We start from the raw sequence: 22,307 nt of genomic DNA on the forward strand, positions 1-22,307 counted from the left end.
AGTGCGTAGATGTTTATCTTATAGTCTCGGGGCGGAGTGTATGCAGTATAAACTTATTATTTTCGATTGGGATGGTACGTTAATGGACTCAATCGATAAAATAGTATGTTGTATGCAAATCGCCGCAAAGTACGCGCAATTAAGCGTGCCGTCAAAAAAGATATTACGTAATACAATCGGTTTAAGTTTAGAGCATACCTTTTTGACTTTGTTTTCTGAGGGAACCCAAACGCAGCAATCTATTTTTATCAAAGTGTATCGTGAACAGTACACCCAAAAAAATAAAATGCAGACGCCTTTGTACCCTGGGATAAAAGCTTATTTACATACTTTGCATGCGCAAGGATATCAACTTGCTATTGCGACAGGTAAAAGTCGACAGGGTTTAGAATATCAACTTGAATCACTTCAAATAAAAAATCTTTTTAAGTGTGTTTATTGCGCGGAAGATAGCGCATCAAAACCAGATCCACTTATGCTTAACAATATATTAAAGGATCTTAACTGCGACGTTTCACAAGCATTAATGATTGGAGATGCGAGTTTTGATTTGCAAATGGCTCATAATGCCGGTATGGATTGTCTTGCGGTAAGTTATGGTGCACAACAAACAGAGACGTTGATGAAATTTAAACCCCTGACTATTTTGAATTCTTTACCCAAACAATTAGGAAAATATATTTAAGTGTTTAGTCAGTATATAAAATTAACGGGCCGAGGCGAAAGAGGGCGTCGGGCGTTAACTAAAACTGAAGCATATGATGCCCTGTCATCATATTTGCGCGGTGACGCTGAACTTTTACAACTTGCGGTGTTATTGATGTTACAACGCGTACGAGGTGAAACACCCGAAGAGGTCGCAGGTTACGTAGATGCCTTACGTGAAAAAATAGATATCCACTGGAAACAACTAAATGTGGATTTAGATTGGCCTTGTTATGCAGGGAAAAAAAACCAACCCCCTTGGTTGTTATTAGCGGCTAAAGTGCTAGCACAGCAAGGTATCCGCATTCTTTTACATGGTTTTAACGGTATCAATAGTTTAAAATTTCAAATAGAGGATGCTTGTCCATTATTAAATATTCCTATCGTGCAGACAGTTAAACAAGCAGAAAAAGCATTACAAGATCATGCCATTTGTTATGTACCTTTATCAGCTTATTGTGCAGAGCTTATCCCGCTTTTAGCCTTGCGTAAAAAAGTAGGTTTGCGTACACCTTTAAATACAGTCGCTAGAGCTCTTAATCCAGCGAATGCATCCTTTTCTATTCGTGGTGTTTTTCATAAAGGCTATGACAAACTCCATGCATCAGCTGGGTTATTAACCGGCGAACTTAATATATTTTCATTTAAGGGTGAAGGCGGAGAAAGTGAAGTTAATCCTCGCGTAAGTTTTAGGGTTTGTGGAGTGCAAAATAAGCATTATATTGAGCATGAATGGCCGACCTACTTACCACAAGTACGAGGCACTGATGTGGCACAAATATCTGCATGTTCTTTGCAAAACGTATGGTTTGGGGATGTTATTGACCAGTATGCGAATAGCGCAATTATTTGTACAATAGCTTTAATTTTACAACAAAGATCGCCGAATAACACACAAGAAGAGAGCCTGATTTTTGCAAAAAAAATGTGGCAAAATAGAGACCGAATATGAATCATCAAAGTGAAATAATTAAGCATACTGAAAATTGGGTTGCAAATGTGATTGTAAAATATAACATTTGCCCCTTTGCTCGCCGTGAAGTAGAGCGAGGCACTATTCGTTATATTGAAATTAAAGCAAGTAAGCAAAAAGAAATATTAAAAAAACTGATTGATGAATGTTTGTTTCTCGATACGAATTGTTCGGTAGAAACAACCTTATTTATCATTCCTCAAGGTTTATTACTCTTTTATGATTTTTTAGATCTGGTTGAATTGAGCAATGATTTATTGTTCGAACAAGGATATGAAGGGATTTATCAGTTGGCAAGTTTCCATCCGGATTATTGTTTCTCTGATGTTGATCCTGAAGATGCCTCTAATTATACAAATCGGTCTCCTTATCCTACTTTGCATATTATTCGAGAAAGTAGTATGCAAAAGGCATTAGAAAATCATCCAGATCCCGACGCCATACCCCTTCGCAATGTGGAGTTTGTACGTAAAAAAGGATCTGTGTTTTTTGCTGATTTATTAGCAAGTTGTTGTACTCACATGCCTTAATGGTATCTTTTTAGACTGAGAGGTATTTAGTTTTCTCTTGTAAATTTTTAAGAGTGCGCGCTAAAGCATTGCACAGCGATTTTCTAATACTATATTGCGACTGCCTTGTAAACGCTTTATGATTGCGCTTCGTTGACACTCCCAAGCATTTACGGGGTAAGTGTTATCCCATGCTTGCATCAGTTTTTTTTGTGCCTTACTCATCGTGTAATGTGTGTACGTTGCATCCATATATAAATATGTACGCGCAATCGTGCCACGTGCTTGAATCGGTGGCTCAGCTTTATGGTGACTTATTTTCATTTGGCAACTTCCAAACATACTTTTTTCGGCGCCTAACATTTTAAAATTATAATTACTGCGCATTGCATTTACAGCGCCAATAGCTGGATATAAATTATACATATCGGCTTGCATATAACGATACTGTAAATCTACTTTATTTGCACATCTTCGGCCTTTATAAGCTTTACCTTGGAGGCTAATACATTTGTTATATCCATTACGCCAAGCACTAAAAGTGCGTCCGAAGTTTTCTGCGGGTACGACATGCTCCCATTCAATACGTTTCGTACGGTTAAGATATTTAGTGGTGTGGAAACCTTTGGGTAAAGTAATATTTTTTTGCGCGTCAAAATCAGCTTGGCAATAAATAGTAGTGCGATGCTGGGCATATATTTTTTTTTCTAATATGTTTTTTGCTTTAGAAAAAGAAGAAATACGTTCATTGGCACAATATACACTTAAAGGTAGTAAGTTTAAAAGGAGTATTATAATTAGTTTAGATAGGTTATTCAAAAGGTAATGTGAGGGCATACAATTCTCAAAATCTAGAATTACCTGCTTGCATTTTTAAAAATATTACCACAATAAAGTGATGTTTTTGATGCAAAGTAGATATAAAAAAGCCTGTACAAGTACAGGCTTCGACAAAGTTAAATTAAGAGATCTTATTTCTTATTTAGAGATAAGAGCAACTAGATCAAGAACTTTGTTTGAGTAACCGATTTCATTATCGTACCAAGATACAACTTTTAAGAACTTATCAGTTAATGCAAGACCCGCTTTAGCATCAAACACTGAAGTTTGAACTTCACCGATGAAATCTTGAGAAACAACAGCATCTTCAGTGTAACCAAGAACACCTGCATATTCATTTTCAGAAGCACGTTTCATTTCAGCACAAACTTCTTCGTATGTTGCCGCAGTTTTAAGGTTGACAGTAAGATCAACAACAGAAACGTTAGCAGTTGGTACGCGGAAAGCCATACCAGTTAGAAGACCGTTAAGAGCAGGGATTACTTTACCTACTGCTTTTGCTGCGCCTGTTGAAGATGGAATGATGTTTTGAGACGCACCACGGCCACCACGCCAATCTTTCATAGAAGGACCATCAACTGTTTTTTGAGTTGCAGTTGTTGCATGAACCGTTGTCATAAGACCTGATTCAATTCCCCATTTGTCGTTAAGTATTTTAGCGATAGGAGCAAGACAGTTAGTGGTACAAGAAGCATTAGAAACGATATCTTGGCCAGCATATTCTGAAGCATTAACACCCATAACGAACATTGGAACATCGCCAGAAGGACCTGTAAGAACAACTTTTTTTGCACCTGCAGTGATATGTTTACGTGCTTTTTCGTCTGTTAGGAAAAGACCAGTTGCTTCAGCAACAACTTCAACGCCTGCTTCTGCCCATTTTAAATCTTCAGGGTTACGTTCAGCAGTAACACGAACTGTTTTTCCGTTTACAACTAAATTACCATCTTTAACTTCAACTGTACCGTTAAAACGACCATGAGTTGAGTCATATTTAAGCATGTAAGCCATGTATTCAACGTCGATTAAATCATTGATTGCAACAACTTCCACATCAGAACGCTCACAAGCCGCGCGAAATACGAAACGTCCGATACGACCAAAGCCGTTGATACCGATTTTAATTGTCATTATTTTATCCTTTTGGATGGTTTGATTTTAAAAGTTATGATCATTATAGGAGCCAAAATCTCCTATAACTTGATATTGGTCAAGTTAATTGTTTTGTTTTTGTTTCCTGTCTTTTCAGGATTTTCTTTTATAGGTTGCAACCTCATATAAGAAGCTAGAATTTAAAAATGGCTTGATATATGATTTTATATTTATGTAAATTTATAAATCGCAAAGATCAAAACGGGAGTCCGTGATCCCTTTTTTGACACGTTTTAAATTTTCTCTAAACTTAGATCCCCGTCGCAATGTAAATCCTGTTGCTAAGACATCGATTAAAACGAGTTGCGCAATACGTGATGCCATGGGCATATAAATATCGGTGTCTTCAGGAACACTCATAGAAAGTACCAAGTTACTTTCTTTAGCTAGAGGTGAATTTAAGGCGGTTAATGCGATCACGAAAGCATTGTTTTCACGTGCGATACGAGCGACTTCTACCAAAGCTTTAGTGCGACCAGTATGAGAAATAAACACCACTACATCACCTTCACTACTATTAATACAGCTCATTTTTTGCATTAATATATCATCAAAACAACAGATGGGAATATTAAAACGGAAAAACTTATTCAGTGCATCGTGAGCAACAGAAGAAGAGGCGCCTAAGCCAAAAAAAGAGATTTTTTTTGCTTGCGTTAAAACATCGACCGCACGATTAACTAAAGTTGTGTCTAAGGTGTTTTTGGCACCATTTAAACACGCCATTGTAGATTCAAAAATTTTGGCTGTGTAAGCTTCTGCACCATCATGTTCATCCACATTACGATTTACATAAGGCGTACCTTTTACTAAACTCTGCGCTAAGTGTAACTTAAAGTCGGGAAATCCTTTGGTATCTAAACGACGACAAAAACGATTTACTGTTGGTTCACTGACTTCAGCCATTTTTGCAAGTGTTGCGATGCTAGAGCGAATAGAAATTTGTGGGGATGCAATGATGACTTCGGCCACTTTTCTTTCAGATTTACTGAAAGCATTTAAATTTTTTTGAATGAGCTCTAAAGTATTCATTGCTTTTCACTGTAATTAATAAATATAAGTTAAACTGAGATGAATTAGGTATAAAAGTGCCAAATAAATATGTGGCATTAAATTACAATAAAACATGATAGATGACAGGTTAGTATAAAGAAAACGGAGAATTCTGTCATTTTATTACAGGTAAAAGCTGTTTAAGATCAAGTTTAATGTAACTTTATTACACGAACGATACTTTTAATCTATTCATGTTAAAAATTAAAGGGAAATTTTATGCTTGCAGTCGTGGGAGATATCGGAGGAACAAATATTCGTTTAGCGGTTTGTAATATTAAAAATGGTGAATTAAGTCAATTGCGAGAATATTCATGCGCGCAGTTTATAACGCTTGATGCTGTTCTTGTTCAATACTTTTCAACATTAAGAGACACAGTCAAGTATTTGTGTTTGGGAATTGCTTGCCCTGTTGAAGATGATGCTGTGATCATGACGAATTTTAGTTGGCAATTTTCAAAAAAAGCATTAAAAGAAAAGTTACAACTTAATGCGTTATATTTAATCAATGATTATACGGCAATATCACTTGCGGTGCCTTTTTTAAAAGAAAATGAACAATTACAAATTGGTGGCGGTGCGATCAAAGAAGGGGCTCCGAAAGCTGTTTTTGGGCCAGGTACGGGATTGGGTGTCGCACATCTAATTCAGATTAAAAATAAGTGGTTAAGTTTAAAAGGTGAGGGTGGGCATGCAAGTTTATCGGTAAACAATCGAGAGCAAGCGGATATATTATTGTTATTACAAGATCAATATGGACATGTATCTACAGAGCGTGTTTTATCTGGGCAAGGTTTTGTTAATATCTACCACAGCTTATGTCGTTTATCGGGTAAGTCACCAGAGTTTTATGAACCACAACAAGTAACAACTGCCGCATTTAGTCAGAAGTGTCCGTTAGCTTTGCATAGTATCGAGGTTTTTTGTCAAATAATGGGTGCTTTTGCGGGGGATTTGGCGCTTAATTTAGCTTGCTTTGGCGGAGTATATATCGCGGGGGGGATTGTACCTCGTTTTAGTGAGTTTTTTATCAAAAGTGATTTTAGACAGTGCTTTGAGAATAAAGGGCGTTTTAAACCTTATCTTCGTGCGATCCCAACATTTTTGATAATACATGAAAACCCAGGGTTATTAGGTGCAAGTGTCTATTTACGGCAAGAAACATTAGAATAACAACCAAAAAACATATTAGTAGTTGATTTTAGAGGGAGAGTTCATTATGATGCGCCTCGCTCTAGCAGTTATTGTTATGAGTTTATAAATAAAGGTGACGTGTCCGAGTGGCTTAAGGAGCACGCCTGGAAAGTGTGTGTACGGTAACGTACCGAGAGTTCGAATCTCTCCGTCACCGCCATATTCACAATTAATGAATATAAATAGAGACTAATAATTTAATGGTTTAAATTAAAAAGTCACTATTTTATGCTGGTTTTGGTATTTGCTCTTTTAGGTTATTAATTTATGCCAAGAAAACCGCCGGTTTGATGCTTCCATAATTGAGCATAAATACCATCTTCATTGAGTAGTTCTTGATGAGATCCTTGTTCAATAATCTTGCCTTTATCAAGGACAATTAATCTATCCATTGCCGCAATAGTGGACAGTCGATGTGCAATTGCAATGACTGTTTTACCGTGCATTAATTTATATAAACTTTCTTGAATTGCCATTTCAACTTCACTGTCGAGTGCTGATGTTGCTTCGTCTAAAATTAAAATAGGTGCATCTTTAAGGATCACTCGAGCAATGGCAATGCGCTGGCGTTGGCCTCCTGAAAGCTTAACACCACGTTCACCCACTTGCGCATCGTAACCTTTGTTACCTTCATTATCGCTTAAATTTTCAATAAATTGAGCAGCTTGTGCCTGTTGACAAGCTAAAATCATTTCATCCTCGCTTGCATCGGGACGGCCATAAAGAATGTTTTCACGAATTGAGCGGTGTAATAAAGAGGTGTCTTGTGTGACCATTCCTATTTGTAAGCGTAAACTTTCTTGTTGTACTTTTTTTATGTCTTGACCATCAATCAAAATTTGACCCTGTTCGACATCATAAAAACGTAATAACAAATTAACTAATGTCGATTTACCCGCTCCAGATCTACCTACTAAACCGATTTTTTCGCCCGCTTTTATTTTGAGATCGAAGTGACTAATGACACCACTTTTTTCACCATAATGAAAACTGATATTTTTAAAATGAATATTGCCCTGTTCGATAAGTAGAGCTTTGGCTTCTTTTTCATCTTCAATCACATTCGGTTTAGAAAGTGTAGCCATACCATCGGTTACTGTGCCTATATTCTCAAAGAGGTGACTGACTTCCCACATTATCCATTGTGCCATTCCATTTAAACGAAGTGTAAGGCTGATAGCAAGGGCAATGGAGCCAATGCTAATGGCTGATTGTATCCATAAACTAATGGATAATGCAGCAATGGCAAAGACAAGCACGTAATTACTAATTTGTACGCTCACGCTGATACAGGTTACTAAGCGCATTTGTTTATATACGGTTTTTAAAAAGTATTGCATGCCTTGCTTGGCGTATGCAAATTCGGCATCAGTATGTGCAAATAATTTAATGGTAGAAATATTCGTGTAACTATCGACAATACGGCCCGTCATCGTTGAGCGTGCATCCGCTTGTTGAGTTGAAATTTTCTTTAGTTTAGGAACAAAATAAAGTTGTAATGAAATATAAATAACTAACCAAACTAACATGGGAATCGCTAAGCGGTAATCGGCTTGTGCAACCATAATTATCATGGCAAAAAAGTAAACTGTGACGTATACCATCACATCAAGTAATTTCATAACGGTTTCGCGTATGGCTAAAGATGTTTGCATTACCTTCGTTGCAATACGTCCGGCAAAGTCGTCTTGGTAAAAAGAGAAACTTTGCTTTAAAAGGTAGCGATGTGCAAACCAACGAATAGACATTGGGTAATTACCGAGTAACACTTGGTGCACCACTAAAGCATGTAGCGCCGTTAATAATGGTATTAATATCAGTATCATCGCGCTCATGAGAATTAAGGTTGAAGATTCTTCGTGTAAAAATGTTTCGGGGTTTTTAGTTATCAACCAATCTACTAATTTGCCCATAAAGCCAAAAAGAGAAACTTCTAAAAGGGCTAATAAAGCGGTTAATATTGCCATGGCTAATAATGCGACAACATAGCCTTTTGTATAATGTAGGCAAAAAGCGAATAATGTTTTCGGGGGCTGAGTTGGCTCAACATCATTCAATGCGGGTACGAGTTGTTCAAAATATTTAAATATATTAAGCATTACATTACCTGTGTTATCGCTATGGGCTTTGACTGTTAAATATGTGGCGAATCACTATTTAAAATTTATTTTTGTGCGTGTTGTCACCTGTGTTTTGAAATGACAGACAAGATTTTTTTTGTATTTAAAAAAAAGACTGCATTATCATATATATACTTAAGCATAATAATGTAATCAAAAAGAAAAAGGGTATTAAATATGAAGTATCATGTGGTTTCTGTCAAGAATGCTACGTTTTAAATCTATTCACCTGTTAATAGATTTAAAAAAGGTACCGCATAGAAACTGTGCATCTATATAAATGGTTACAGTGCTTGTCCAGCGTTGAGATAATAGATTTTATCGTATAAAAGTTGAGTTAGGGTCTTATCTAAAATAATTAATTATCAAAGTGTAGCCGAATGATTTTAACTTTATCTTTGTTTTTTGACTGAGGTCATAATAATAAAATGGCTCGTTGTGTAAATTAAGCGCATCTAAGAAGAGGCTACAAATAAAGATGAAATCAAAGCCTCTGTTTTTGATGGTTAGTCCGTAACAATATGCTTTCGTATAACGTTTCACAATAACACGTGAGTTGGTAGTAGATGCTCACTATAAGTGTTAAGTGAAGAATACTATAACTAATTAGAGCGTAAAATAAAATGATAATAGAAACAAATAAAGCTCCAAAAGCAATTGGCCCATATTCTCAAGCGGTTAAAGCGGGTGAATATGTTTATGTATCCGGTTGTGTTCCCTTTAGCCCTAAAGATGGATCGGTTGTTGGAGAAAATATTAAAGATCAAACAAGGCAGGTGATGGAAAACTTGAAATCTGTTGTCGAGGCGTCGGGTAAAACAATGCTAGATGTTGTTAAGACAACTTGTTTTATTAGCGACTTAGAAAATTTTGTTGAATTTAATGCAATTTATGCTGAATATTTCACTGCAGGGGCTTTTCCCGCGCGTTCATGTGTTGAAGTTGCAAGATTACCTAAAGATGTTTTGATTGAAGTTGAAGCTATTATTTATCTCAATAAATAATAGAATTCTTGATATAAGAGCCGAAGAATATACCTGTGGTTTTTATATCGAGTAAAGGTGTTAATCTGAATAAAATTAAGTTTGTTCATTAGCTAAGAAAAAGTGCTTTTTAAATGCAAAAGATTTACTTTTTAAAAGGGGCAGATTCAACCTTGAAGTGCATAACCGCTAAGCCGCAAGTGCGGTTATGTGTTCTGCCATAATCTGAAGTGGCGTTTTAAAAAAAAGTTTCTTTCTCGGTCTATTATTTAGCTGTATTAGCCAGCCTAGGAGCTTTTATGGCAAATGCAATACCTTATCGTAAACATTCACATATTCCCATCGTCCTCACTATTGCTGGCTCTGACAGTGGTGGTGGTGCAGGTATTCAAGCTGATATTAAAAGTATTTCTGCAACCGGCAGTTATGCATGCTCTGTGATAACCGCAATTACTGCTCAAAATACGTTAGGTGTGCAGGCTATTTTTCCTATCCCTTTAATACATATTGAACAGCAACTAGATGCTGTTTTTAGTGATTTAAATATTATTGCTGTCAAAGTGGGAATGTTGGCTGATAGTGACATTATTGAGCTGGTAGCGCGTAAAATAAAGCAATACAAACCGGCTTTTGTTGTTGTAGATCCCGTTATGGTGTCGAGCAGTGGTGATTTATTATTAAAAAAAGCGGCGATTCAAACACTTAAAACACAGTTATTACCCCTTGCCAATGTGATAACCCCGAATTTACCAGAAGCTGCAGCCTTACTTAACATTCCATGTGTCGACACTTATGAGGCAATGTTAGAAATGATCCCTGCACTACGGCAATTAGACACCGCTGCTGTTTTATTGAAAGGTGGGCACTTAGTTAAAAATGCATCAAGCAATGATATATTGATCCTAAAAAAAGAGAATAAAACTTTTTGTGCGCCACGGCATAATACGCAAAATACACATGGTACGGGTTGCACGTTGTCTTCTGCAATAGCGTCATATCTTGCTCAAGGCGACAGTTTAGAAAAAGCCTTACAACGCGCTAAACATTATATATCATTGGCGATTTTTCATGCGGATGAATTAGATATTGGCAAAGGTGCAGGCCCGGTACATCATTTTTTTAATCTGCCAACAGCAGAGGCTGAATAATGGGAATGCAGGGAGTCATTAGCAAACCTATTAGTTTGATAATTAAAGACGGATATTTGCGTTATTACAGCAGTAATAATGTCATCTTATCGGGATTAAATATGCAGATACCTGCGCAATCGTGGACGTGTCTGTTAGGTAAAAGTGGATGTGGTAAAAGCTCTTTATTACGTCATATCGCGGGGTTATTACAAAGAAAAGCGGATTGGCAAGGTGAATTGAAAACTCAACCTGTGTGCCAATTAGAGAATGAGATAGCCTACATGGCGCAGCAAGATCTTTTGATGCCTTGGTTATCGGTATTAGATAACGTGATGTTAAGTTCTCGATTTTTGAAAACGCCAATTTCTGAACAAAAGAAACGCGCATTATCATTATTAGAAAGTGTTGATTTGGCGCATAAGGAACAATGTTTCCCGCAACAATTATCGGGAGGTATGCGTCAACGCGTCGCACTTGCTCGAACCTTAATGCAAGATAAGTCTATTGTTCTAATGGATGAGCCTTTTTCATCACTTGATGCGGTAACACGTTATCGATTACAAAATTTGGCGATAAAATTACTAAAAGATAAAACAGTGTTATTGATAACTCATGATCCGCAAGAAGCGATTCGTTTGGCGGATAAACTCTACATTATGCAAGGTAACCCGGCTTTTATAACAGAATTAGAGATACCAACATCAGCAACGCCTCGTCAGTTTGATGCGCAAGGTGCGCGTTTGCAGCAACAGATAATGACCTGTTTAGAGAACGATCATGAATAAATCAGGTGGTTGCTCTCAATTCGTTGAAAAATCAAAAAAATTATTTGTCGTAAGCGGGCGTTTTTTAATAAGCATATGTGTGCTCATATTATTATGGCAGGCAATAGTGCTTTATTTTGCCTTACCTCATTTTATTTTTCCCAGCCCATATGCCGTATTACAACGTCTATTTTTACGACATGAAATTTTATTTAAACACGCAAGTGTTACCTTTATAGAAATAGTTTTAGGGTTAGGTTTAGGTTTATCAATGGGCATGTTATTTGCACTGCAAATGTTATTGTTTAAACCGCTTAAACGTTGGCTTATGCCTATTTTGATAGCCAGTCAAGCCTTCCCGGTGTTTGCTATTGCTCCTGTTTTGATGCTTTGGTTAGGTTATGGCATTGCTTCTAAAGTGGTGATGGCCGCATTAATTATATTCTTTCCGGTCTGTACCTGTTGTTATGACGGATTACGTAATACACCCAGAGGTTACTTAGATTTAGTACAAACGATGGGAGCCAGTAAATGGCAAGTGTTACGTTATATTCAGTTGCCGGCGTCATTGCCGACACTTGCATCGGGTATTCGCGTTGCGGTGGTAATTGCGCCAATTGGAGCAGTAGCGGGTGAGTGGGTAGGCTCAAGTGAAGGCTTAGGTTATTTAATGTTGCAAGCTAATGCACGTATGCAAATTGATGAAATGTTTGCCGCATTGTTTATTTTGTCGGCGTTATCTGTGGGGCTTTATTTTTTAACGGATATGTTTTTGAAAAAATTTATCCATTGGCAAGATTAATTGTAGTGCACACATTCGGGTGTTTTTTTAAAAGGAAGTAAAATGAAAGGTATAATAAAAGGGAGCTGTTTGATATTACTTATGACATTGTTCTCACTTAATAGCTATGCGCAAAAACTAACTTTAATGTTGGACTGGTTTGTTAATCCAAACCATGCACCGATTATTATTGCGCAACAACATGGTTTTTTTAAAGCACAGGGGTTGAGCGTTGATATTCAAGAGCCTGGAGATCCTTCCTTAGCGCCTAAATTAGTGGCCGCTAATAAAATTGATTTAGCGATATCTTATCAGCCCAATTTAATTATTGATGTTGCAGCGGGTTTGCCATTGATCCGTAGTGCAACGTTAATTGCGACGCCGTTAAATTGTTTGATTTTTTTAGATAATAATAAAATTAATACATTAGCAGACTTAAAAGGTAAAAAAATTGGCGTTTCAATTACGGGCAGTGAAGATGCAAGTATTAAAGAGATGCTTAAGCAACAGGGATTAACATATAGCGATGTACAGATTATTAATGTAGGTTGGGCGCTTTCCGCTTCGCTTGCTTCGGGTAAAGTTGACGCGATTTGGGGAGGGCTCCGTAATTTTGAAATGAATCAATTAATGCTTGAAGGTTTTGCTAATAAAGCTTTTTACCCCGAAGAGAATGGAGTGCCAATTTATGATGAACTTATTTTCGTTGCGAATGCCAAAACATATGATAAGCATAAAATTCGATCTTTTAATAAGGCTTTAGAGCAAGCGACAACTTATATACTTAATCACCCGGACGATGCATGGCAAGAATTTATTGCATATGCCCCGGACACTTTAGATACGGCGCTTAATAAACTTGCTTGGCAGGCAACGTTAAGCCGTTTTTCGTTAAGTCCGGCTGCGATTGATTTCGGTCGTTATGATGACTATGCAAAATTTATGTATGCGCATAACGTCATAAAAACATTACCTAAAGCTAAAGATTATTTGCCTAATTTTCAATAGAGAGAGCATATTATGGATCATCAAGATTTAATTAAAGCCTGTACGCAGGAATGGGATGCTTATACAAAACATGAATTTGTATGCCTTTTAGCAACAGGGAAACTGGCTCAACCATGTTATTTGCATTATCTAAAACAAGATTTTTTGTTTTTGAAGCAATATGCAAGAGCTTATGCGTTGGCCATCTATAAAGCGCGTACTTTAGCTGAAATGCGTCATTTTTTACCCAGTGTGCAAGCCCTTTTACAATCTGAAATTTCTCATCATGTCGCGTACTGTAATGATTGGGGACTGAGCGAATTAGATTTAGAAGTTCAAGATGAAGAGGTGGGCACTATCGCTTATACGCGCTATGTATTAGATATCGGTATGAGTGGGGATGTCGTGCAGTTATATACGGCATTAGCCCCTTGCTTCATTGGCTATGCAGAAATAGGGCGTTTGCTATTAAAAGATGAAAACACGATACTCGAAGGTAATCCTTATGCGAGCTGGATAACATTATATTCCGGTGATGAATTACAACAATCTACCCTTGAAAATTTGCAATATTTGGATATGCTATTAGCCGATATTGATTTACATAGTCAGCAAGGGCAAAAACTTTTAGATGTATTTCGTAGTGCAACACGTATGGAAGTGGCTTTTTGGGAACAAAGTTTAAATATAAAGACGAATAAGGATTAGCAATGTTGAGTGTAAAAATAGATGAAATAGTGCAATCACTTGCTTTAATTCGGCAGAAAAAACCAATAGTACTTAATGTTTCTAATTACGTTGTGATGAATAATACGGCAAATGCATTACTTGCAATCGGAGCCTCTCCTATCATGGCGCATTCGCGTGCGGAAATGGTGGAGATGGTTGCGTTATCCGATGCCTTAGTTATTAATATTGGTACTTTAGATGAAATATGGCTTGCTCGGATGTTATTTGCTGTGCAACAAGCTAATATCAAAAATAAATGGGTGGTATTAGATCCCGTTGGCTGTGGTGCGAGTATATTTCGGCTGCAGAGTGCTCGTCAGATAGCGGACTTAGCGAATAAGCTTATTATTCGCGCGAATGCTTCTGAAATCATTGCGCTAGCGGGTCATCAAGTTACCTGCCATGGTCTTGATGCGATACATGTAAGTGAAGATGCCCTGTTCTCAGGTAGAGAGCTAAGCCTTCGTTATGCATGTAGCGTCGTTATATCGGGGACGGTTGATTGTATTATTTGTGCAACGGGAGAAATACAACTACACAATGGTGCGAGAATGATGGCATCAGTAACCGGAATGGGTTGTACATTATCGGCTTTAACGGGGGCTTTTGCTGCGGTGGGTGATACGACAGGTCTTGCGGCGACAGCTATTTTAGGTGTCGCTGGTGAAATTGCTGCTACGCAGTCACAGGGACCGGGAAGCTTACAAGTTAATTTACTTGATGTGCTATATCATTTAGATGCGGCAGACTTACGCTCATATTTAAAGATAAGCTAATATATTATGCATCTAAGCGCATCAAACAGTGAGTTTTCAGATGCGCTTGAGAATAAAAGGGTGTTATTGGAAGCACTTTTTCGGTAATAGTGCACTTCCAGCAATTATCACAAATAGAGCTAAGTAGATAACAAAGCTAACAATTAACCATTGTGGCATGGTATAGCCGAGAAATTGCCAAATCATATCGGCACAATCACCCGTTGGGTTAAATAACCAAGGTAACCATTGGTGTAAAGGTGCCCATGTTGGAAAATTAGGCAAAAAAGAACAAACGGCGAAAGGTGATGGATTTAATTGAAAATTAGTATGCTCTAATGCTAATTGTAGGCCCCAAAAACCACTAATAAGCCAGCTTGCAAAGGCAAGTAAACGCACAAACAAAAGATGAGGTGATACGGCACCGATGAGTCCTGATAAAATAATGCCGAACATAGCAAGGCGCTCATAAACACACATAACACAGGGTTCTAATTTCATAACATGTTGGAAGTATAGAGCACATAATTCGAGTAATAATGCACTACCGGCGAGTAATAACCAAGGCCAGCGTTTTTTTGATAAGTTTTTTAAAATAAAAAGCACAATTTTTCCTTATGCGGGATATGAAATAAAAGATATAACATGGACAGGCATGAGATCACAAATTTAATTTATATCTTGCACTTGTTTTATTTTTAAGAAAAGAACGTATTATATTTTTTAATCTATTTTATTGTTTAGATTAAAGATCGAGAGTATAAAATAGTATTGTTAATAAATATGCATATAGCGAAGAATAAAATGATAATGAAAGCAAAAGGGCCTGCAGATGTCGCAGAGCAATACCTTATTGAGTCAATTTGGAACGGCTCTATTGCAATTAATTCAGTTTTGCCCGCAGAGCGTTTACTGGCGGATAAAATAGGCGTCACCCGTACGACTTTGCGCGAAGTGTTACAACGTTTAGCAAAAGATGGTTGGATAACTATCCACCATGGGAAACCGACGAAGGTAAATGATTTTTGGGAAACATCTGGGTTAAATATACTCAGTACGTTAACCCGTTTAGATGTAAATCGACGCAGTGATTTGATTGATCAATTAATGTCTGTGCGGACGAATATTAGTACTATCATATTGCGTATGGCAGCTAAAAATAATAGTAAGAGTGTGCTCGCTTATTTAGATAATGTGCCGTCGATTGATGCGAGTAGTGAAGAATTTACCGAGTTTGATTATCGATTTTATCATCATGTGGCGGTATCTTCGAATAATATGATCTACGTTTTGATCTTAAATGGTTTACAAGATCTGTATCGAAAAGTGGGCGTTTTTTATTTTTCAAATACGGAAGCTCGTTCTATCGCCCTAACCTATTACGCGGATATAAAATCTGTCTTAGAGAAAGGTGAATTACAGTCCATAATGCAAATAGTACGAGATTCAGCATTCGCAAGTGGTAAAATATGGTTACGTTTGCGCCATCAATTACCTATTGATTTCTTAGATTGACTTAAAATACAAGGTATTGTTTTGTTTAAAAAAAATATAATTAATCGTCTTTCCGGTATTCAGAAGCTCTTTGAAGTGGGTATTATACTGACTTTTTTTGTGGCGATCTTTATAACACTTTCTCTTATCACTTTTTCTCCTGCAGATCCTAGTTGGTCGCAACAACATTGGGCCGCTTCAATTGGAAATAGCTGTGGCCCCGCGGGAGCGTGGACTGCAGATATATTATTTTATACTTTTGGTCTATTAGCGTACTTGTTGCCGATAATGATAATGTTATTGGCTTGGGCGATATTGTGGAAACCTAAATTCACATTGGATGTTGATTTTTTAAATGCAGGTCTGCGAATTATAGGGTTTATTTTCACTGTTTTCAGTTTATCTGCACTCGCCTCGTTAAATTTTAATGATTTTAGTTATTATCCATCAGGTGGCTTAATTGGCGATATTATCGCGCAGAGTATGCTTGGTTTTTTTAGTCTATTGGCGGTTAATCTTATTTTATTAACGCTACTTATTTCTGGCTCTACTTTATTGTTTGGTTTTTCATGGCTTACCCTTGTTGAAGCACTGGGTGCCAGTGCTATCACGTTCGTTTCATTTCTATTAACCTTACCTGGCCGTTGGCGTTGTTATTTAGAAATACGAGATAATGCGCAACCCACTGCAAAAAAAGAGAAGAAAAAACCAAGTAAGTTATTTAACGATAAAAAAATATTATTTAAAAAAACAATTTCGAAGGAAAAAACCAATAAAGATGATGAACATAGCGCACCAAAGAGACAAGAGCCTGCTTTTATAACGCCAGTTCCGGATTTTTTAACTCTTGCGAAAGAAAGTGAAGTGAATATTCCTAACGTTGAAAAAGAAAGCCTTTCAACGGAGGAAGAAGTGATGATTGACTTTAGTGAAGCTACGGTGGATAAAACGCCTGATTTCTCACATCTACCTGAGCATGCTAAACCTTTTATTGCACATAAAAAAGATTTGTCTATTGGTGATTTTCCTAGTATTGATTTATTAGATAAAGTGGCTCAAAAAGAGCATCCTATCTCACAACAAGAGTTGGACAGCGCTGCGCGTTTAGTGGAAGAAAAACTGCTTGAATTTAAGATTAAAGCTAAAGTGGTTAATGTGCTTCCTGGGCCGGTGATCACGCGTTTTGAATTAGCGCTTTCACCGGGTATGAAAGTAAGTGCAGTGACTGCGTTAGAAAAAGATTTAGCGCGCGCACTTTCGGCGATGAGCGTTCGAGTGGTGGATCAAATTCCGGGTAAATCGGTGATAGCCTTAGAATTGCCTAATAAATACCGTGAAATTGTTTATGCATCGCAAGTGTTAGGTAGTGATGCTTTTAAAGAAGCAAAATCGCCATTAAGTATTGTGTTGGGGGTCGATATTTCGGGTGAGCCTGTAGTTGTAGATTTGGCTAAAATGCCACATCTATTGGTGGCTGGGACAACCGGCTCAGGGAAATCGGTTGGTGTAAACTGCATGTTAGTGAGCCTGTTGTACAAATCAGGACCGGAAGATGTACGCCTTATATTAATAGATCCGAAGATGCTTGAACTCAGTGTTTATGAGGGGATCCCACATCTTTTAACCGAAGTTGTAACGGATATGAAAGATGCGGCTAATGCTTTACGCTGGTGTGTTGGTGAAATGGAACGCCGTTATCGTCTGCTTTCAGCGGTTGGTGTTAGAACGTTGGCTAGCTATAATAATCGCGTTTTAGATGCAATTGAAAAAGGGGAACCGATGTTAGATCCTCTCTGGAAGCCTGGTGATAGCATGGATGAAACGGCTCCTGCATTAGAAAAACTACCAAATATTGTTGTTGTCGTTGATGAGTTTGCGGATATGATGATGATTGTAGGCAAAAAATGCGAAGAGTTAATCACGCGTATCGCTCAAAAAGCAAGGGCTGCGGGTATTCATCTTATTTTGGCGACACAACGTCCATCTGTTGATGTTATCACGGGGTTGATCAAAGCCAATATACCCACGCGTATCGCATTTCAAGTTTCAAGTAAAATTGATTCACGTACCATTTTAGGTATGCAAGGAGCTGAAACATTATTGGGTCATGGTGATATGTTATATCTTCCGCCGGGTACGGGTGTTGCAACTCGTGTACACGGTGCTTTTGTTGATGATCATGAAGTGCATAAAGTCGTTGCCGATTGGAAAAAGCGTGGCGCACCAAATTATGTTAGCGATATTTTAGAAGGTGAGATGACGCTCGATTCAATGTTGCCGGGTGAGGAGGGAGATGCGGAAAATGAAATTGATGCATTGTTTGATGAGGTTGTAGCTTTTATTAGTGAAATTCGTAAAGTGTCTATATCAAGTATTCAACGTAAATTTAGAATTGGTTATAATCGCTCAGCACGCATTGTGGATCAATTACAAGCACAAGGTGTGATCACCGCACCGTCAGGGGCAAATAGTAGTCGTGAAGTGTTGGCCGCTCCCCCAATAAAGGATTAAGAATGAAAAAAGTTATTTTAATGTTATTGACATTATTATTTTTAAATGTCGCTCAAGCTCAAGAAAATGACAGCCAAATATTACAAGACAAATTGGCCAAATTAAAAGTCATCAACGCAAACTTTTCACAAGTTGTCCGTAATGCACAGGGTGATATTCTTAATAAGAGTATCGGAACTTTAACCGTTTCTCGCCCTGGAAAATTTATTTGGCATGTGACGTCACCAGATGAGCAGATGATAGTATCGAATGGCACAACGATGTGGATTTATGATCCCTTTATTGAGCAAGTTACATTATTAAATTTTAATGATACGATCACGGACACGCCTTTTGTATTGTTGACAGGTAATGCTAAAAAGCAGTGGAAACATTATAAAGTGAGCCAAAAAAACAATCAATTTACACTTATTTCTACACGTGAGTTAGACAGTAAAGGGCGTTTTATTTTTGAATTTTCAGATCAAGGTGATATGAGCAAATTTATTATTATTGATGAGCAAGGGCAGCGTAGTGAATTTACGCTTACATCGTTTGCTCTTAGAGCGCCTTTAAACGATAAAATGTTTGAGTTTATTATCCCTGATAACGTAGAAGTGGATGATCAACGTTGATGCAGGATCTTTTTGATAATAATGAAGAGTTTCAACCACTGGCCGCGCGCATGCGTCCGAAAACTTTTAATCAATACATTGGTCAAGAACATATAATTGGAGAGGGTAAACCTCTGCGTAAAGCTTTAGAGGCTGGCGCCGCTCACTCCATGATTTTATGGGGACCCCCAGGAACAGGTAAAACGACCTTAGCTGAACTCATCGCCCATTATTGTGATGCGCATGTTGAGCGCCTTTCTGCCGTGACAGCAGGAATTAAAGATATTCGCCTCGCTATTGAGATTGGCAAAAAGAATAAAAAAATGGGTATACGCACCTTACTTTTTGTTGATGAAGTACATCGTTTTAATAAAACTCAGCAAGATGCTTTTTTACCTTTTATTGAAGATGGAACATTACTTTTTATTGGTGCGACAACGGAGAATCCTTCGTTTGAATTAAATAATGCCTTACTTTCGCGTGCACGCGTGTATTTACTTAAAAAGTTGACCGTAGATGAAATTGTTGCAGTTATTGATCAAGCGTGTCAGTCTCAAGATGGGCTTGTATCGCATCAGCTCCATTTTTCTCCAGGAGTAAAAGAAAAACTGGCTATATTAGTGCAAGGAGATGCACGTAAAGCACTTAATTATTTAGAGTTGCTTTGTGATATGGCTATTGAGGGCGAAATAAGTTTAGATTTACTAATGCAAATAGCGGGACGAGAAGGTGTGGCTTTTGATAAAAAAGGCGATCTCTTTTATGATTTGATCTCTGCTTTTCATAAGTCGGTACGAGGCTCTGATGTTGATGGAGCATTATATTGGTACGCGAGAATGCTTGCGGGTGGGTGTGATCCCTTATATGTTGCACGACGTTTACTTGCCATTGCCTCTGAAGATATCGGTAATGCTGATCCACGAGCCATGCAAATTGCGATTAATGCTTGGGATTGCTTTACTCGTGTTGGTCCGTATGAAGGTGAAAGAGCGATAGCACAAGCGATTGTATATTGTGCTAGTGCCGCAAAAAGTAATGCTGTTTATGTGGCTTTTTCAAAAGCTAAACAGTATGTTAATGACCATCCTGATTTTGATGTGCCTCTGCATTTACGTAATGCGCCGACACAATTAATGCGAGATTTAGGACATAACCAAGGTTATCGATATGCTCATGATGAAATCGGTGCTTTTGCAGCGGGCGAAGTTTATCTACCTATGCAGTTACAAGGTACACGTTTTTATGTGCCTAGCGATCGAGGCTTTGAAAAACAGATCCGTCAAAAATTAGATTATCTACAACAATTAAATCAAAAGAGTACTCAAAAGCGTTATGAATAATATGTTATCTAATATTGCACTTGTTGCTTGTGGAGGGGCTTTTGGTGCCACTTTGCGCTATTTAATTGGTTTTGTGATGCTAAGCCTCTTTGGAAAAGGTTTTCCATTTGCTACACTCACCGTTAATATACTCGGTTCGCTAAGCATGGGGTATATCTTTATGTTTATGCATCAAAACAACTCGATAATGTCATCCTCTTGGTGGCCTTTAATTGGAGTCGGATTTTTGGGGGCTTTGACCACATTTTCAACATTCTCAATGGATAGTTTATTGTTATTACAACAAGGAGCATTAATCAAAGCCATGCTAAATGTTGTTTTAAATGTTGTTGTGTGTATTTTAGCCGCTTATGTCGGTACGCTATTAGTTTTAAAAAGTTAGGGAAATAAAATGCTAGATTCAAAATTGTTACGTAATAATATTGAGGAAACTGCGCAGTTATTAGTTGGCCGTGGTTTTATCTTAGACGTTGATTTAATGAAAGAATTAGAAGAGAAGCGTAAAGCATTACAGATTAAAACTGAGAATTTACAAGCTGAGCGTAATAGTCGTTCTAAAGAGATTGGATTAGCGGCCAAGCGCGGTGAAGATATCACTTTATTACGTGCAGAGATGGTTGAATTTGGCGTGCAACTTGATACAACAAAAGAAACATTTAATCAACTTGTCACTCAAATTCAAGATATTGCTTATACTATCCCTAATTTACCTCATTCTTCTGTGCCCGTAGGTAAAGATGAAGATGATAATGTAGAAATTTCAACTTGGGGAACCCCTAAAAAGTTTTCTTTTTTAGTTAAAGATCATGTTGATTTAGGAGAAGCTCTGGGTGGTCTAGATTTTAAATCAGCGGTTAAAATCAGTGGCTCGCGTTTTATTGTTATGCAAGGACAAATTGCAAAATTACATCGTGCACTTGGGCAATATATGCTTAACTTGCACACTAATGAGCACGGTTACACGGAAACGTATGTGCCTCTTTTAGTGAATAGAGCAAGCTTATATGCGACGACACAGTTGCCTAAATTTGGTGCGGATCTGTTTAATACCAAACCTGCAACAGAAGAAGGCGTTGGTATGTCTTTGATCCCATCGGCCGAAGTACCTCTTACAAATTTAAGCCGTGACATTATTTTTGATGAAAGTGAGTTACCGATTAAAATCACCGCTCAGACCGCTTGTTTTCGCAGTGAAGCGGGCTCTTATGGACGTGATACACGTGGACTTATTCGCCAGCATCAATTTGAAAAAGTAGAATTAGTACAATTTGTACACCCCGACAAAAGTGCGCAGGCATTAGAAGAATTAACGGCTCATGCTGAGCAAGTACTTAGAAATTTAGAGCTTCCTTATCGCAAAGTTATTTTATGTACGGGAGATATGGGTTTTAGTGCTACAAAAACATACGATTTAGAAGTATGGCTTCCTGCGCAAAATACTTATCGGGAAATTTCATCTTGTTCGAATGTGGGGGATTTCCAAGCTCGGCGTCTACAAGCGCGTTTTCGTCCAATAGGTAAGAAGAAAGCAGAGTTGATTCATACTTTAAATGGTTCAGGTCTTGCAGTAGGGCGAACATTAGTTGCTGTGCTTGAAAACTACCAATTAGAAGATGGGCGTATTGAAATACCCACTGTATTACAACATTATATGGGCGGATTAACGCATATTGGTTAACCCTGCAATCGCGTGA

22 protein-coding genes and 1 tRNA gene are annotated in these 22,307 nt (G+C 37.7%); 18 read left to right on the forward strand and 5 right to left on the reverse strand.

Annotation, left to right across the window (positions count from 1 at the left end):
• Window positions 1-40 precede the first annotated feature (40 nt).
• The 3 genes from B8W84_RS03285 to B8W84_RS03295 are packed head-to-tail and all read left to right on the forward strand — an operon-like array spanning window position 41 to window position 2,208.
• Window positions 41-685 (forward strand): HAD family hydrolase, encoded by a 645-nt coding sequence (locus tag B8W84_RS03285; RefSeq protein ID WP_094751901.1) that lies wholly within the window; start codon window positions 41-43, stop codon window positions 683-685.
• Window positions 686-1,657, forward strand: coding sequence for a glycosyl transferase family protein (locus tag B8W84_RS03290; RefSeq protein ID WP_094751902.1), 972 nt, complete (start codon window positions 686-688; stop codon window positions 1,655-1,657).
• A complete protein-coding gene (locus B8W84_RS03295; protein ID WP_094751903.1) occupies window positions 1,654-2,208 on the forward strand; it encodes a DUF1415 domain-containing protein in 555 nt (184 codons plus the stop codon). The genes B8W84_RS03290 and B8W84_RS03295 overlap by 4 nt, the downstream gene beginning before the upstream one ends.
• Before the next feature lie 60 nt (window positions 2,209-2,268).
• Here the strand turns inward: B8W84_RS03295 and B8W84_RS03300 are convergent, their stop codons facing one another.
• The 3 genes from B8W84_RS03300 to B8W84_RS03310 form a co-directional block, all read right to left on the reverse strand.
• Window positions 2,269-3,024 (reverse strand): endonuclease, encoded by a 756-nt coding sequence (locus tag B8W84_RS03300; protein WP_094751904.1) that lies wholly within the window; start codon window positions 3,022-3,024, stop codon window positions 2,269-2,271.
• 141 nt (window positions 3,025-3,165) lie between these two features.
• On the reverse strand, window positions 3,166-4,158 hold the full coding sequence (gene gap / locus B8W84_RS03305; protein ID WP_094751905.1) for a type I glyceraldehyde-3-phosphate dehydrogenase: 993 nt from the start codon (window positions 4,156-4,158) through the stop codon (window positions 3,166-3,168).
• Between the two features lie 201 nt (window positions 4,159-4,359).
• The gene (locus B8W84_RS03310; protein ID WP_094751906.1) at window positions 4,360-5,211 is read right to left on the reverse strand and encodes a MurR/RpiR family transcriptional regulator; all 852 of its coding nucleotides are present in this window, start codon (window positions 5,209-5,211) and stop codon (window positions 4,360-4,362) included.
• Window positions 5,212-5,451: 240 nt separating this feature from the next.
• Here B8W84_RS03310 and B8W84_RS03315 point away from each other — a divergent pair, with 240 nt between their 5' ends.
• Together B8W84_RS03315 and B8W84_RS03320 are read left to right on the forward strand one after the other, a co-directional pair.
• Window positions 5,452-6,405, forward strand: coding sequence for a glucokinase (locus B8W84_RS03315; protein ID WP_094751907.1), 954 nt, complete (start codon window positions 5,452-5,454; stop codon window positions 6,403-6,405).
• Between the two features lie 93 nt (window positions 6,406-6,498).
• Window positions 6,499-6,586: transfer RNA gene (locus B8W84_RS03320), tRNA-Ser, on the forward strand.
• A 100-nt stretch (window positions 6,587-6,686) separates the two neighbouring features.
• Here B8W84_RS03320 and B8W84_RS03325 read toward each other — a convergent pair.
• Window positions 6,687-8,516: an ABC transporter ATP-binding protein gene (locus B8W84_RS03325; RefSeq protein WP_094752725.1), complete on the reverse strand. Its 1,830-nt coding sequence runs from the start codon at window positions 8,514-8,516 to the stop codon at window positions 6,687-6,689.
• Window positions 8,517-9,169: 653 nt separating this feature from the next.
• On the opposite strand from B8W84_RS03325, the gene B8W84_RS03330 reads away from it, so the two are divergent.
• From B8W84_RS03330 to thiM, 7 genes are all read left to right on the forward strand, one after another.
• Window positions 9,170-9,550 (forward strand): RidA family protein, encoded by a 381-nt coding sequence (locus tag B8W84_RS03330; RefSeq protein WP_094751908.1) that lies wholly within the window; start codon window positions 9,170-9,172, stop codon window positions 9,548-9,550.
• Between the two features lie 278 nt (window positions 9,551-9,828).
• Complete coding sequence (thiD, locus tag B8W84_RS03335) at window positions 9,829-10,677, forward strand: bifunctional hydroxymethylpyrimidine kinase/phosphomethylpyrimidine kinase (RefSeq protein WP_094751909.1); 849 nt, start codon at window positions 9,829-9,831, stop codon at window positions 10,675-10,677.
• Window positions 10,677-11,444, forward strand: coding sequence for an ABC transporter ATP-binding protein (locus B8W84_RS03340; protein ID WP_094751910.1), 768 nt, complete (start codon window positions 10,677-10,679; stop codon window positions 11,442-11,444). Before thiD ends, B8W84_RS03340 begins: the two co-directional genes overlap by 1 nt.
• A complete protein-coding gene (locus B8W84_RS03345) occupies window positions 11,437-12,225 on the forward strand; it encodes an ABC transporter permease (RefSeq protein WP_094751911.1) in 789 nt (262 codons plus the stop codon). The genes B8W84_RS03340 and B8W84_RS03345 overlap by 8 nt, the downstream gene beginning before the upstream one ends.
• 42 nt (window positions 12,226-12,267) lie before the next feature.
• Window positions 12,268-13,212, forward strand: coding sequence for an ABC transporter substrate-binding protein (locus B8W84_RS03350; protein ID WP_094751912.1), 945 nt, complete (start codon window positions 12,268-12,270; stop codon window positions 13,210-13,212).
• Between the two features lie 12 nt (window positions 13,213-13,224).
• Window positions 13,225-13,899: a TenA family protein gene (locus B8W84_RS03355; protein WP_094751913.1), complete on the forward strand. Its 675-nt coding sequence runs from the start codon at window positions 13,225-13,227 to the stop codon at window positions 13,897-13,899.
• Window positions 13,900-13,901: 2 nt separating this feature from the next.
• Entirely contained in the window at window positions 13,902-14,696 is a 795-nt protein-coding gene (thiM, locus tag B8W84_RS03360; RefSeq protein ID WP_094751914.1) for a hydroxyethylthiazole kinase, read from the forward strand.
• Between the two features lie 63 nt (window positions 14,697-14,759).
• On the opposite strand, the gene dsbB is transcribed toward thiM, so the two are convergent.
• On the reverse strand, window positions 14,760-15,281 hold the full coding sequence (gene dsbB, locus B8W84_RS03365) for a disulfide bond formation protein DsbB (RefSeq protein WP_094751915.1): 522 nt from the start codon (window positions 15,279-15,281) through the stop codon (window positions 14,760-14,762).
• Window positions 15,282-15,479: 198 nt separating this feature from the next.
• On the opposite strand from dsbB, the gene fadR reads away from it, so the two are divergent.
• From fadR to serS, 6 genes are read left to right on the forward strand one after another with little or no spacing between them, the layout of a single operon-like run.
• Window positions 15,480-16,190 carry a fatty acid metabolism transcriptional regulator FadR gene (fadR, locus tag B8W84_RS03370; protein ID WP_094751916.1) on the forward strand — a complete coding sequence of 237 codons (711 nt, stop codon included), beginning with the start codon at window positions 15,480-15,482 and terminating at the stop codon, window positions 16,188-16,190.
• A 21-nt stretch (window positions 16,191-16,211) separates the two neighbouring features.
• Entirely contained in the window at window positions 16,212-18,680 is a 2,469-nt protein-coding gene (locus tag B8W84_RS03375; protein WP_094751917.1) for a DNA translocase FtsK, read from the forward strand.
• A gap of 2 nt (window positions 18,681-18,682) precedes the next feature.
• The gene (gene lolA, locus B8W84_RS03380; RefSeq protein WP_094751918.1) at window positions 18,683-19,294 is read left to right on the forward strand and encodes an outer membrane lipoprotein chaperone LolA; all 612 of its coding nucleotides are present in this window, start codon (window positions 18,683-18,685) and stop codon (window positions 19,292-19,294) included.
• Complete coding sequence (locus tag B8W84_RS03385; protein ID WP_094751919.1) at window positions 19,294-20,613, forward strand: replication-associated recombination protein A; 1,320 nt, start codon at window positions 19,294-19,296, stop codon at window positions 20,611-20,613. The genes lolA and B8W84_RS03385 overlap by 1 nt, the downstream gene beginning before the upstream one ends.
• On the forward strand, window positions 20,606-20,995 hold the full coding sequence (gene crcB, locus B8W84_RS03390; RefSeq protein ID WP_094751920.1) for a fluoride efflux transporter CrcB: 390 nt from the start codon (window positions 20,606-20,608) through the stop codon (window positions 20,993-20,995). The genes B8W84_RS03385 and crcB overlap by 8 nt, the downstream gene beginning before the upstream one ends.
• Window positions 20,996-21,004: 9 nt before the next feature.
• A complete protein-coding gene (gene serS, locus B8W84_RS03395; protein WP_094751921.1) occupies window positions 21,005-22,291 on the forward strand; it encodes a serine--tRNA ligase in 1,287 nt (428 codons plus the stop codon).
• Window positions 22,292-22,307 lie beyond the last annotated feature (16 nt).

Origin of the sequence: Psychromonas sp. CD1, assembly GCF_002239585.1 — a bacterium.
GTDB lineage: Bacteria > Pseudomonadota > Gammaproteobacteria > Enterobacterales > Psychromonadaceae > Psychromonas.